Raw genomic sequence first — 12838 nt, 5'->3', positions numbered from 1 at the left:
AGCGGGCGGCGGGCAAGGGCCGTTCTTGCGGCAGGCCTAGCCCTCGACGGGCATGACCTTCTCGCAGTAGTCGCGGATGATCGAGCAGGACTTGCGCATCGCGCGACGCTCGTCGTAGGAGAGGTCGATCTCGAGCACGGAGTCCACGCCGGTGCTGCCGATAACGCACGGAACGCCGGCCGAGATACCGGACTCGCCGTACTCGCCGTCGAGGTGGGCGGACAGCGGCACCACGCGCTTCTCGTTGTGCAGAATCGAGGTCACGAGCGCGGCCACCACCGACGCGATGCCAAACTCGGTGCAGCCCTTGCCGGAGATAATCGCGGCGCCGGACTCGCGCACGCGGCGCATGACGTCGTCGAAGTCGATGGTGTCGACCACGTCGTCGCGCAGGGACAGGTACTCGCGCAGGCCGATGCCCTCGACGGAGATGCGCGAGGTGGGGATGAACATCGAGTCGCCGTGCTCGCCCATGCAGAAGGCCTGGATCTGGCGGCTGGAGACGTCGATGATCTCGGAGAGGACGCGGCGCAGGCGCGCGGAGTCGAGTGAGGTGCCCGTGCCAAAGACCTGGTTGCGCGGCAGACCGAGCTTGCGATAGAGGTACTCGACCACGATGTCGGCCGGGTTGGAGACGCTGATGAGGATGCCGTGGAAGCCGGACTCCTTGAGCGGGCCCACGATGCCGTCGAGCACCTTGATGGTGCCGTCGAGCATCTGGAGGCGCGTCTCGCCCGGACGGCGGCTGCGGCCAGCGGTGAGGATCACGAAGTGGGCGTCGGCGCAGTCGGAGTAGTCGCCCACGCGGATGGTGAAGGAGTCGCCGAGGCCCGAGGCGAGGTCATCGAGGTCGATGGCCTGGGCGCGCGCGGCGTCGGCGTTGACGTCCACGAAGACGATCTCGTTCACGAGGTGCTGGAACATGAGGCAGAGGGCCACGTGGCTGCCCACGCGACCTGCGCCGATGATGACCGCCTTGCGAGTCCTGATGTCTCCTGTGTGCATGGATGCTCCTATCGTCCTGGCGCGCCGCGCCGCTCGTCAAAAAAGGGGCGCCTCGGGGGCGCCCCTTAATTCTAACTGGTTGTGGACGTTCTATGACGAGAATGTTTCAGGAAATTGTCAGGTGGAGCTGCGGTAAGGCGAGAAGAACACCTTAGTCGCGGGTGAGCTTGCGGTGCAGGCGGTGGGGCTTGGAGGCCTCCGCACCGAGACGCTTCTCGCGGTCGGCCTGGTAGGCCTCGAAGTTGCCCTCGAACCAGTGCCAGCGGCCGGGGTTCTCGTCGTCGCCCTCCCAGGCGAGGATGTGCGTGGCCACGCGGTCGAGGAACCAGCGGTCGTGGGAGATCACCACGGAGCAGCCGGGGAACTCCTCGAGCGCCTCCTCCAGGCTCTCCAGCGTCTCGACGTCGAGGTCGTTGGTCGGCTCGTCCAGCAGCAGCAAATTGCCGCCCTGCTTGAGCGTGAGCGCGAGGTTGAGGCGGTTGCGCTCGCCGCCGGAGAGGACGCCGGCGCGCTTCTGCTGGTCGGATCCCTTGAAGCCGAATGCCGCCACATAGGCGCGGCTCGGGATCTCGGTCTCGCCCACGCGGATGTAGTCGTTGCCGTCGGAGACGACCTCCCAGAGGCTCTTCTCGGCGTCGATGCCCGCGCGCATCTGGTCAACATAGGAGAGCTTGACGGTCTCGCCCACCGTGAGCGCGCCCGACGTCGGGCTCTCCTGGCCCACGATCATCTTGAACAGGGTTGACTTGCCCACGCCGTTGGGACCGATCACGCCCACGATGCCGTTGCGGGGCAAGGAGAAGCTCAGGTCGTCGATGAGCACGCGGTCGCCGAAGCTCTTGCAGAGGTGCTCCGCCTCGAGCACCTTGGCGCCCAGGCGCGGACCCACGGGAATGTGGATGTCGGTGAAGTCCACGCGCTTGGAGGCGCGGGCCTCGGCCTCCATCTGCTCGTAGCGCTCGAGACGCGCGCGGTTCTTGGCCTGGCGCGCCTTGGGGCTGGAGCGCACCCACTCGAGCTCGGACTTCATCTTCTTGGCGCGGCGGGCGTCCTGCTGGCTCTGGGCCTCCAGGCGCGCGGCCTTCTTCTCCAGGTAGGTGGAGTAGTTGCCCTCGTAGGGGTAGAGCTGGCCGCGGTCGACCTCGCAGATCCACTCGGCCACGTCGTCGAGGAAGTAGCGGTCGTGCGTGACGGCCATGACGGCGCCGGGATACTTGTGCAGGAACTGCTCGAGCCAGAGGACCGACTCGGCGTCGAGGTGGTTGGTCGGCTCGTCAAGCAGCAGCAGGTCGGGGGCCTCGAGCAGCAGCTTGCACAGGGCCACGCGACGGCGCTCACCGCCGGAGAGGATCGAGACCGGCGCGTCCGGGTCCGGGCACTGCAGCGCGTCCATGGCCTGGGAGAGCTGGGAGTCCAGGTCCCAGCCGTTGGCGGCGTCGATCTCGTCCTGGAGCTGTCCCATCTCGGCCATGAGGGCGTCGAAGTCCGCGTCGGGGTCGGCCATCTCGGCGCTCACCTGGTTGAAGCGCTCGATCTTGGCGAGCAGGTCACCAAAGGCCAGCTCGATGTTCTCGCGGACGGTCTTGTCCTCGTCGAGCGGGGGCTCCTGCTGGAGGATGCCCACGGTGTAGCCCGGGCTCAGCATGGCCTCGCCGTTGGAGACGTCCTCGAGGCCGGCCATGACCTTGAGCAGCGTGGACTTGCCCGCGCCGTTGGGGCCCACCACGCCGATCTTGGCGCCGGGGAAGACGCCCACCGTGACGTCGTCCAAGATGACCTTGTCGTGGACGGCCTTGCGGGCGCGGATCAGCTGGTAAACGAACTCTGCCATGGGGTTTCTCGCCTTCTCTAGCAGGGGCTTGTTCACGGCACCATTCTACCGGGCCTTCCTGCGGCGGGCGAGAAGAACGCGCGGCTGCAACAGAAATCCGCCGGGGACGCGAGGGCTGCCCGGGGGCGCGGCCGCCGGCCGACGCCGGAGGCGCGCCCGCCCCGCTTGGTCCATCGTCCCAAGGAGGCGCCCCTTCTTGGCCCCTCGTTCGTAGACGCGCACGATTTTCTACCGTTCGCGCGTAAGTCGTGCATATCCGCCCTGCTCGCGTGGCACAATCAGACGAGGGAACCATTAGGGGGAAGGGGCGTCATGCCTGAAGGGATTCGCAAAGTAAACGTCATCGGGCACCTGCACCCGGACACGGACAGCATCTGCTCGGCCATTGCATACGCGCACCTCAAGAACGCCGTAGAGAAGACCGACATCTACCAGCCGCGCCGCGCCGGCGCGATCAACCGCGAGACGGCCTTCGTGCTCGACCACTTTGGCTTTGCCGAGCCCGAGCTCATCACCTCCGTCACCCCGCAGATCAAAGACACCGAGATCCAGCGCCAGGGCGGCATCGACGGCGAGATGAGCCTCTTCTCGGCGTGGAACCTCATGCGCGAGAGCAAGACCGACACGCTCTGCATCACCGACGACGAGAACAACCTCCAGGGCATCATCGCCGTCAAGGACATCGCCAACGCCAACATGGACGTCTTTGACAGCGGCGTCATCGGCAGCGCGCACACCTGCTACGCCAACATCATCGACACCCTCAAGGGAGAGATGCTGCTCGGCGATCCCACCGCGCGCGTCACGGGCGGCAACGTCTGCGTGGGCACCACGCCCGAGATGATGGAGGACTCCGTCCACCCCGGCGACATCGTGCTCGTGACCAACCGCTACGAGACCCAGCAGTTTGCCGTCGAGTGCGACGCGAGCTGCCTGGTGATCTGCTGCAGCGCGCATGTCTCGAGCAAGGTCATCGCCTCGGCCGAGCGCCACGGCTGCGCGATCATCACCACCCCCTACGACACCTACGCGGCCGCCCGCATCATCTCCATGTCCATCCCCGTGCGCGCCAAGATGCTCTCCGAGGGCATCCTCAAGGTGAGCGTCAACACCGCGGTGGACGACGCCCGCAAGATGATGGCGCACTCCCGCCACCGCTTCTTCCCCGTCATCGACGAGCAGAGCCACTACGTGGGCCTCGTGAGCTCGCCCAACCTGCTTGCGGCCAAGAAGAAGCACGTCATCCTCGTTGACCACAACGAGCGCTCGCAGTCGGTCGAGGGCCTCGAGCAGGCCGAGATCATGGAGATCATCGACCACCACCGCATCGGCTCGATCGAGACCGCGAGCCCGGCGTACTTCCGCAACATGCCCGTGGGCTGCACCTGCACGATCGTCTACATGATGTATCGCGAGAACGGCGTGGAGATCCCCAAGGACGTCGCGGGGCTCATGCTCTCGGCCATCCTCTCGGACACGCTGGCGTTCCGCTCCCCCACCTGCACGCAGATCGACCGCGACACCGCCGCCGCGCTCGCCAAGATCGCCGAGGTCGACATCGACGCCTACGCCGACGAGATGTTCGAGGCCGGCGCCGACCTCACCGGGCGCACCGCCGAGGAGGTCTTTGGCGGCGACTTCAAGATATTCAGCCGCGGCAACGTCAAGTTTGGCGTGGGCCAGGGCAGTTACATGACCGAGCGCAGCCGCAAGGCCGCCGAGGAGCTCGTGGGGCCCTACCTCTCCGAGGCCGCGCGCCAAGAGGAGCTGCCGCTCGTGTTCTACCTGTTCACGGACGTCAAGAGCTCCTCGAGCGAGATCATGTGGTACGGCGAGGGCGCCGAGAACATCATCGCGCGCGCCTTCGACGCCGAGCCGGCGGACGGCATCGCCAAGCTGCCGGGCATCGTGAGCCGCAAGAAGCAGGTCATTCCCGCCCTCATGGCGACGCTGCAGAGCATCCAGGAGGACCTCGACTAGCCTGAAACTTGACAATCACGTCAGGTTATATTGTCAACGTTCTTGTCAACGAGGCTCGCCCGCCACGCCGCCCGCCGGATTTGCGTCCGGCGGGCGGTATATCATGGCAGCGTCGGAATCAATCGCGTCACGGGAGCCACCATGACCGAGCCACAGGAATCGCACTTTCTCGCGCTGGTCTCGCGCATGAGGTACATCGAGCGCTGGGCGCTCATGAGGAGCTCGCGGCCCGAGAACCTCTCCGAGCACGCGCTCGAGGTGGCAGCCATCGCGCACATGCTGTGCGTGATCGGCAACGTGAGGTTTGGACGCGCGCTCAGCGCCGAGCGCGCGGCGCTCGTGTCCATCTACCACGATGCCTCGGAGATCATCACCGGCGACATGCCCACCCCCGTGAAGTATCACGACGGCCAGATCCGTGACGCCTACAAGGCGGTGGAGAAGAATGCGGAGGAGCGCCTGCTCGCCACGCTGCCCGAGGACCTCCGCCCCACCTTCGAGGACGTCTTCTGGCCCGTGGAGGACGCGGGGGAGGAGGAGCGCTACCTGCGGCGCCTCGTGAAGGCCGCGGACAAGATCTCTGCGCTCATCAAGTGCGTCGACGAGGCGCGCTCGGGCAACGCCGAGTTCTCGAGCGCCGAGCGGACCTGCCGCGCCGCCGTTGAGGAGATGGCCGCGGAGCTCCCCGAGGTCGCCGACTTTGTCCGCGACTTCCTGCCCTCCTACGGCGCCACCCTCGACGAGCTCCTGTAGCTCTGCACAAAGGGGACGTGTTATTTCGTGCAGACCGTTTGGGACAGCCCTGAGGCCCGGCCCGCACGCCGCTAACCTGTCCCAAACGGTCTGCACGAAAAAACACGTCCCCAAACGACAGAAAGAGAGACCATGCCGCACGGAATGCACGCCCGCCTGCCCAAGAACTTCGTGCTCGAGGAGCGCCTCGAGCGCTACGCGAGCGCCATCGAGCTCGAGCCCGCGCGCTGGCGCGGCCGCTGGGCGCAGGCCTGCGCGCCGCTGGACGCCGCGCCCTACCGCGAGGTGCGCCTGGACCTCGGCTGCGGCAAGGGCGCCTTCGCCGTCGAGGCGGCGCGTCGCGAGCCGGACGTCCTGTTCGTCGCCATGGACTCCGAGCCCATCTGCGTCGCCTACGCGGCCCAGCGCGTCTGCGAGTCCGGCGTCCCCAACGTCGTCGTGGTCCCAGGAAACGGCATGCGCGTCCGCGAGTTCTTCTCGCCCGGCGAGCTCGCCCGCATACACCTCAATTTCCCCACCCCGTTCCCGCGCAAGCGCGAGGCGCACAAGCGCATGGCGAGCATGGAGCGCCTGATGGACTTCCGCGACGTCCTCGCGCCGGGGGCCGAGGTCTGGCTGCGCACCGACAGCCAGCCCCTCTTTGACTTCGTGCTCACGCAGGTGCCGCTCGCGGGATACGAGCTCGTCTGGCAGAGCCGCGACGCCCGCGCCGAGTTCCCCGACGCGCCGGCAAGCGAGTACGAGGAGCGCCTCGGCGCGCAGGGCGCCCGCGTCTGCGCCCTGGCGGCGACGCCGGGCCCCGCGCCGGAGCGCCCCGTGCAGACCGCCGAGCTCTCACTCGCGGCCTACCTCCCGCACGACCTCGACGAGCTCGAGGGCATTGGCTACGCGCCCCACGGCATGCAGGCCACGGTCACCAATCTGCGCAACCGCGCCCTCAGGGCGGCCGCGCGCGACCGTTCGCAAAGCTGAAAGCCCGCGCGGCCCAAATGGGTAGTAACGTAGTGAGTTCGCAAACTCGCGCGCCCGCCGCGCTTCTGCCCGAGGAGGGGCCATGCCCAAGATCGTCCCAGGCAACCGCCTGTATCTCTATCAGCTGTTCTCCAGAGAGGTCGGCGTAGGCAAGCAGACCCTGCTGCCGCGCTTTGAGGAGGCGCTCGCCAACGAGGGCCTGGTCCCGAGCGACCTGGGCTGCGCCGACATGCGCGCGCTCTGCGAGCAGCTCACGGAGTTCATCAAGCTCACGGTCTTCAAGAAGGGCTACGTCTACGCCACGGTGCTCGCCCACGAGGAGTACGACCGCGCGCTCGAGCGGCTCGCGTCCGCGGAGAAGAAGCCCGCGCCGGGCGGCAAGCCCTGGAAGCGCGCAAAGGGCGCCAAGGCGCTCAAGCCGCTGAAGCCGCGTCACGTGGAGCCGGAGCCGGAGCCCGAGCCGGAGGCCGCGGCGGCGGTCGAGGCCGAGCCCGCGGTCGAGGCGGCGGTCGAGGCCGAGCCCGCGGTCGAGGGAGTGCAGGAAGTCGCACCCGAGCCAGCGCCGGAGGCCGTAGCGCCGGAAGAGCCGGCGACCGAGAAGAACGAGGAGCTCGCGCCCGAGCCGGAGCCCAGCCCAGAGCCCGCGCCCGAGCCGGACCACGTGCCGCCGATCTCCTTCACCATCACCTACGTCCCCGAGCCCGAGCCGGAGCCTGCGCCCCAGCCGGAACCCGCCCCCGATGAGCCGGCGCCCACGGAGGCCCCCGCGCCCGCCGCGGCCGTGGCAACGCGCGCGCAGGCGGACCTCCCGCAGGACTTCCATGCGGAGGTTCGCTGCTCGAGCGAGCAGCTCAGCATCCTCTACCAGGTGCTCCCCGCACACGTGGACCCCATGGCCACGCTCGAGGAGGACTTCCGCGTGGCGCGCTCGTCCGGGGCGCTCGAGGGGACGCGCAGCAACGTCACCTTCTCCCTGCGCTACCTGCAGCCCGATGGCGTCACGCCGGTCCGCGTCACCCTGCGCCGCTCGGCGCGCGCCGTGGCGGGCAAGCGTTGGGCGCTCACCGAGGTGGACGCGGGCGCCGCAGAGGAGGTCGGGCTCGAGGGGCTCGGCGTCGCGGAGCACGGAGCATGGGCGGCCTTCCTGCGCCCCGGCGACACCGCCGACCCCGAGCGCGACTTCGCCCAGACGGTCTCCCTCGGCTCGCGCGACGAGGCGCTCGAGCGCCTGGCGGACCTCGCCTGCCCGGAGGCGTGGGGCGAGAAGCGCCGCGTCCTGGGCGACTACCTCACCATGACGTTTGCGCGCGTCCGGGCAGAGGGCAAGCTCCTCGTGATCGACGACGGAGCCGCCGCGCGCTTTGACACCGGCCTCGTCACGCCCGACGGCGCACCCATCGCCTCCGAGCTCGTCCCCGGCGAGAGCGACATCCCCTGGCAGCTCGCGGGCTTCTCCGCGACAGACCCCGTCGAGCCCGCGCGCTTTGTGACCGCGCTCGCCCAGATGACCTTTGACCCCGCGCTCGACGCGCCGTCCTTCTCGACGCGCGAGGAGGTCGTGCGCAACCCGCGTCTGGCCACGCCCGCCTACGACCCCATCGCCAACGAGGTGCGCCTGCTCGTCCCGGAGGAGGGTCGTGCGCTCGCCCTGGCGGTCACGCCCGCCGGCTACGAGGCCGTGGCCACACTCGAGCTCGCCGACGCCTACGCCTGCGCGCGCGTGGTGAGCTCCGAGCTGCCCGCCTGGCTCGCTGCGGCGGTGTAGGTCCTTCTCGCCCGCGGCCCCTTCTGTGACAAGCGCGTCTCAAGTTGCGGGCGGCCGGGCGGCCCGCTCGGCCGACGTGCTACATTCGTCCCCGGAAAACCCGCCACGACCCGGAGGCGCGCATGGCCAAGATCGAGATGAAGACCCCGCTCGTCGAGATGGACGGCGACGAGATGACCCGCATCATCTGGCAGATCATCAAGGACGAGCTCATCTGCCCGTTCGTGGACCTCAAGACCGAGTACTACGACCTTGGCCTGGAGAACCGCGACAAGACCGACGACCAGGTCACCGTGGACTCCGCCGAGGCGACCAAGCGCCTGGGCGTGGCCGTCAAGTGCGCCACCATCACCCCCAACGCCGCGCGCGTCGAGGAGTACGGACTCAAGCAGATGTGGAAGAGCCCCAACGGCACCATCCGCGCCCTGCTCGACGGCACCGTGTTCCGCGCGCCCATCGTGGTGCGCGGCATCGACCCGGTGGTGAGCTGCTGGAAGAAGCCCATCACGATCGCCCGTCACGCGTACGGCGACGTGTACAAGAACTCTGAGATGCGCATCAACGGCCCCGGCAAGGTCGAGCTCGTCTACACCGCCGAGGACGGCACCGAGCGCCGCGAGCTCGTCCACGTCTTTGACGGCCCCGGCGTGGTCCAGGGCCAGCACAACCTCGACGCCTCCATCGAGAGCTTCGCGCGCAGCTGCTTTGAGTACGCGCTCTCCACGGGCCAGGACCTCTGGTTTGCCACCAAGGACACCATCTCCAAGACCTACGACCACCGCTTCAAGGACGTCTTCGCGGACATCTACGAGGCGGAGTACCGCGAGAGGTTCGAGGCGGCCGGCATCGAGTACTTCTACACGCTGATCGACGACGCCGTGGCCCGCGTGGTCAAGTCCGAGGGCGGCTTCATCTGGGCCTGCAAGAACTACGACGGCGACGTCATGAGCGACATGCTGTCCTCGGCGTTTGGCAGCCTGGCGATGATGACCTCGGTGCTCGTGAGCCCGCACGGCTACTTCGAGTACGAGGCGGCGCACGGCACCGTCCAGCGCCACTACTACAAGCACCTCAAGGGCGAGCCCACCTCCACCAACTCCGTGGCCACGATCTTTGCCTGGACGGGCGCCCTGCGCAAGCGCGGCGAGCTCGACGAGCTGCCTGAGCTCGTGGACTTTGCCGACCGCCTGGAGGCCGCCACGGTCAAGACAATCGAGTCCGGCCGCATGACCGGTGACCTCGCCCGCATCACGAGTCTGCCCGAGCCCGAGACGCTGGGGACGCGCGAGTTCATCGTCGCCATCCGCGAGACGCTCGAGGCCTAGTTCGGCAGCGGCGGGGGGCGGAGCGGCGACAGAGCCTCCGCCCCCCGCCGTCTCACAGGTTGCCGAAAAGAAAGTCCTTCACGAGGGCCGCGCATTCGCGCAGCGCGCTCTGTGGCAGGTAGAGCGGATTGGACGGCGCGGGCAGGCCGGCGGCCCCGGGCAGGCCGCTCTTCTCGGCGATGCGCAGGGCGCGGTAGAGGTGGAAGTCGTTGGTGACGATGCCCACGGAGGCGGCCGGCGCGAGCAGCTCCGCGGAGTTGCGGACGTTCTCGGCCGTGGAGGTCGAGCGGTCCTCGCGTGTCACGCGCCCGGCGGGCAGGCCGTGATCGAGCAGGTAATCGTACATGGCGTCCGCCTCGGTGCGGGTCTCGCCCAGCCCCTGGCCGCCCGAGACCACGCAGGTCGTGTCGGGGTTGTCCTCGAGATAGTCGAGCGCGGCGTCGAGACGGTAGGCCAGCGCCTCGCTCGGCGTGCCGTCCGGCCGCAGGCCCGCGCCCAGCACCACCAGCGCGTCGAGCCCCGACGGCGGCACCGTCGCGGCGGCAGAGAAGATCAGGGCGCAGAGGCCGCCCGCAACGAGCGCTCCCGCAAGGCAGACGGCACAGATTGCCCGCCGCGCCCGCGGCACCCGGGCGGCGACCAGGAGCGCCGCGCCCAGCGCGACCCACACGAGGAAAAACCCGCCCGCCGGGTAGAGCGCCGCCATGAGGACGCCGTACGCGGCCGCAAGCACGCCAAGAGCCGTGAGCACAGCAACCATGTGAACCTCCCGCGGGCAAATACCGACCGGTTGGGCACATCTTACCTGCCCAGCTTGACGATTTAACCTGACGATATTGTCAAGCTGACGCTATCGTCACCCGGAGGTGATCGCATGTCCGTCGTCATCGCAGTTGCCGTCCCGCACCCGCCGCTCATCGTTCCCGGCGTGGGCCGCGGGCGCGAGCGGGAGATCCAGGCCACCGTCGACGCCTACCGCGAGGCGGCGCGGCGCGTCGTCGCCGCGGAGCCGCAGACCATCGTCATCTCGAGCCCGCACACCGCGATGTACCTCGATTACCTGCATATTGCCCCCGGATCGGGCGCAAGCGGCACGTTCGCGCAGTTCGGGGACGCGGCAGACGGGGCGCGCGTCACCTACGACGAGGAGCTCGTCGACGCGCTCTGCCGCGCCGCCCGCGAGGAGGGCCTGCCCGCTGGCACCGCCGGCGAGCGCGAGCGCGACCTCGACTGGGGCGTCCTCGTGCCGCTTCACTTCATCGACGCCGCCGCGGACGAGCTGCGCTCCGCCGGCCGCGAGCCCGCCCCCTACCGCGTGGTGCGCATGGGCATCTCGGGCCTCTCCCCGCTCGAGCACTACCGCATGGGCCAGCTCGTCCAGCGCTGCGCCGCACGCCTGGGCCGGCGCGTGGCCTACGTTGCGTCCGGCGACCTCTCGCACAAGCTCGCCGCGGACGGCCCCTACGGCTACGCGCCCGAGGGCCCCGTCTTCGACGAGCTCGCCTGCCGCGCGCTCGGCTCCGGCGCCTTCCTCGACCTGCTCACCGCCGACCCCGGCCTCTGCGAGCGCGCCGCCGAGTGTGGGCTGCGCTCCTTCCAGATCATGGCCGGCGCGCTCGACCGCACGCCCGTCGCCGCGGAGCTGCTCTCGCACGAGGGCCCCTTCGGCGTGGGCTACGGTGTCGCGGTCCTCACGCCCGCGGGGCCGGAGGGCTCCGACCCCGCCCGCGCCTTCGACGAGGCCTACGAGGCATGGCACGCGCAGGACATGGCGCGCCTCCGCGCCGGGGAGGACCCGTTCGTCGCGCTGGCGCGGGCCTCGCTCGAGCACCGCGTGCGCACCGGGCGCCCGCTGGGCGGGCTGCCCGCGGGCCTCCCGCCCGAACTTCTCGGCCGCCGCGCCGGGGCCTTTGTCTCGATCAAGAAGAACGGGCAGCTCCGCGGGTGCATCGGAACCATCGCTCCCACGCAGGTGAGCCTTGCGGACGAGATCGTGGCCAACGCGGTCTCGGCGGGCTGCCACGACCCGCGCTTCTCGCCCGTGCGCGTCGAGGAGCTCCCCGAGCTGGTCTACGACGTGGACGTCCTCGGCGAGCCGGAACCCGTGAGCGGCCCCGACGAGCTCGACTGCCGGCGCTACGGCGTCATCGTGAGCGCCCCGGGCGGCCGCCGCGGGCTGCTGCTGCCCGATCTTGACGGCGTGGACACCGTCGATGAGCAGCTGCGCATTGCCGCAAGCAAGGGCGGGATCGACCTCGACGAGCCCGGCGTGCGGCTGGAGCGCTTTGTCGTGGAGCGCCACGAATGAGCGCGGGCGAGAAGGACGGCGCGCTCGTCTGCCAAACCTGCCCGCAACGCTGCCGGCTCGCCCCCGGCGCGCTCGGGGCCTGCCGTGCGCGGCGCAACGACGGCGGCGTCATCGTGGCCAAAAGCTACGGGCGCGTGACCTCACTCGCGCTCGACCCCGTGGAGAAGAAGCCGCTCGCACGCTGGCGGCCGGGAACCTACGTGCTCTCGGTCGGCAGCTATGGGTGCAACCTCGCCTGCCCGTTTTGCCAGAACTTCGAGATCTCGCAGGCGGGCGAGAAGGACGTGCCCTGGCGCGAGGTCACGCCGGACGAGCTCGTGGCGCTCGCGCTCGCGGCGCGACGGCGTGACCCGCGCGTCATCGGGATTGCCCACACCTACAACGAGCCGCTCGTGGGCTGGGAGTACGTGCGAGACTGCTCAGAGCTCGCGCACGCGGCGGGCCTGGCGAGCGCGCTCGTGTCAAACGGCTGCTTCGAGCCCGCGGTGCTCGACACGCTCGAGGGGCTGATCGACGCGGCCAACATCGACCTCAAGGGCTTCTCGGACGCCTTCTACGCGACGTGCGGAGGTGCGCCGCGCTCGCTCGCGTGCGCGCGGGATACGATCGAGCGGCTCGCCGCTGACCCGCGCTGCCACCTCGAGGTGACCACGCTGGTGGTTCCGGGGATGAACGACGGCGAGGCCGAGATGGAGGAGCTCGCGGGCTGGCTCGCCGGACTCGACGGCGGTCGGGGTCGCGAGACGCTCACCCACCACGTGACGCGCTTCTTCCCGCGCTGGCGCCTGACGGACCGCGGCCCCACCCCGGTCGCCGACGTCTACCGCCTGGCCGACGTCTCGCGCCGCTACCTCGACCACGTCTTCGTGGGCAACTGCTAGCCATTCAAAGGGGGACGG

10 protein-coding genes are annotated in these 12838 nt (G+C 69.4%); 7 read left to right on the top strand and 3 right to left on the bottom strand.

The features are described 5' to 3' along the window. Positions 1 to 36: 36 nt before the first annotated feature. The gene (locus B5F85_RS07950) at positions 37 to 1005 is read right to left on the bottom strand and encodes an L-lactate dehydrogenase (protein ID WP_087316122.1); all 969 of its coding nucleotides are present in this window, start codon (positions 1003 to 1005) and stop codon (positions 37 to 39) included. Positions 1006 to 1156: 151 nt separating this feature from the next. Beyond that, positions 1157 to 2836 carry an energy-dependent translational throttle protein EttA gene (gene ettA / locus B5F85_RS07945; protein WP_087316119.1) on the bottom strand — a complete coding sequence of 560 codons (1680 nt, stop codon included), beginning with the start codon at positions 2834 to 2836 and terminating at the stop codon, positions 1157 to 1159. 312 nt (positions 2837 to 3148) lie between these two features. Between ettA and B5F85_RS07940 the strand changes: the two genes are divergently transcribed. The 5 genes from B5F85_RS07940 to B5F85_RS07920 all read left to right on the top strand — a co-directional run bounded on the left by B5F85_RS07940 (position 3149) and on the right by B5F85_RS07920 (position 9631). Then, entirely contained in the window at positions 3149 to 4816 is a 1668-nt protein-coding gene (locus tag B5F85_RS07940; protein ID WP_087316117.1) for a putative manganese-dependent inorganic diphosphatase, read from the top strand. Between the two features lie 141 nt (positions 4817 to 4957). Then, entirely contained in the window at positions 4958 to 5569 is a 612-nt protein-coding gene (gene yfbR, locus B5F85_RS07935) for a 5'-deoxynucleotidase (RefSeq protein ID WP_087316116.1), read from the top strand. A 132-nt stretch (positions 5570 to 5701) separates the two neighbouring features. After that, a complete protein-coding gene (locus B5F85_RS07930) occupies positions 5702 to 6541 on the top strand; it encodes a methyltransferase (protein ID WP_087316114.1) in 840 nt (279 codons plus the stop codon). 82 nt (positions 6542 to 6623) lie between these two features. Further along, positions 6624 to 8306, top strand: coding sequence for a DUF3825 domain-containing protein (locus B5F85_RS10960; RefSeq protein ID WP_087316112.1), 1683 nt, complete (start codon positions 6624 to 6626; stop codon positions 8304 to 8306). Positions 8307 to 8428: 122 nt separating this feature from the next. Beyond that, complete coding sequence (locus tag B5F85_RS07920) at positions 8429 to 9631, top strand: NADP-dependent isocitrate dehydrogenase (protein WP_087316110.1); 1203 nt, start codon at positions 8429 to 8431, stop codon at positions 9629 to 9631. A gap of 52 nt (positions 9632 to 9683) precedes the next feature. Here B5F85_RS07920 and B5F85_RS07915 read toward each other — a convergent pair whose 3' ends face one another. Next, complete coding sequence (locus B5F85_RS07915) at positions 9684 to 10391, bottom strand: YdcF family protein (protein WP_087316108.1); 708 nt, start codon at positions 10389 to 10391, stop codon at positions 9684 to 9686. A 114-nt stretch (positions 10392 to 10505) separates the two neighbouring features. Between B5F85_RS07915 and amrA the strand changes: the two genes are divergently transcribed. Both amrA and amrS read left to right on the top strand, forming a co-directional pair. After that, positions 10506 to 11939, top strand: coding sequence for an AmmeMemoRadiSam system protein A (amrA, locus tag B5F85_RS07910; protein WP_087316106.1), 1434 nt, complete (start codon positions 10506 to 10508; stop codon positions 11937 to 11939). Beyond that, positions 11936 to 12820, top strand: a complete 885-nt coding sequence (amrS, locus tag B5F85_RS07905) for an AmmeMemoRadiSam system radical SAM enzyme (RefSeq protein WP_087316104.1) — start codon at positions 11936 to 11938, stop codon at positions 12818 to 12820. Before amrA ends, amrS begins: the two co-directional genes overlap by 4 nt. Positions 12821 to 12838: the final 18 nt, after the last annotated feature.

Source organism: Olsenella sp. An293 (assembly GCF_002159495.1).
In the GTDB taxonomy this organism is placed as follows: Bacteria; Actinomycetota; Coriobacteriia; order Coriobacteriales; family Atopobiaceae; genus Thermophilibacter.
The sequence above is the reverse complement of the archived record's forward strand: the minus strand, read 5'-3'. Positions and strand labels throughout refer to the sequence as shown.

Coding starts and splice junctions, on each gene's coding strand:
- B5F85_RS07950 (WP_087316122.1), bottom strand. CDS start 1,005: ATGCACACAGGAGACATCAGGACTCGCAAGGCGGTCATCATCGGCGCA.
- ettA (WP_087316119.1), bottom strand. CDS start 2,836: ATGGCAGAGTTCGTTTACCAGCTGATCCGCGCCCGCAAGGCCGTCCAC.
- B5F85_RS07940 (WP_087316117.1), top strand. CDS start 3,149: ATGCCTGAAGGGATTCGCAAAGTAAACGTCATCGGGCACCTGCACCCG.
- yfbR (WP_087316116.1), top strand. CDS start 4,958: ATGACCGAGCCACAGGAATCGCACTTTCTCGCGCTGGTCTCGCGCATG.
- B5F85_RS07930 (WP_087316114.1), top strand. CDS start 5,702: ATGCCGCACGGAATGCACGCCCGCCTGCCCAAGAACTTCGTGCTCGAG.
- B5F85_RS10960 (WP_087316112.1), top strand. CDS start 6,624: ATGCCCAAGATCGTCCCAGGCAACCGCCTGTATCTCTATCAGCTGTTC.
- B5F85_RS07920 (WP_087316110.1), top strand. CDS start 8,429: ATGGCCAAGATCGAGATGAAGACCCCGCTCGTCGAGATGGACGGCGAC.
- B5F85_RS07915 (WP_087316108.1), bottom strand. CDS start 10,391: ATGGTTGCTGTGCTCACGGCTCTTGGCGTGCTTGCGGCCGCGTACGGC.
- amrA (WP_087316106.1), top strand. CDS start 10,506: ATGTCCGTCGTCATCGCAGTTGCCGTCCCGCACCCGCCGCTCATCGTT.
- amrS (WP_087316104.1), top strand. CDS start 11,936: ATGAGCGCGGGCGAGAAGGACGGCGCGCTCGTCTGCCAAACCTGCCCG.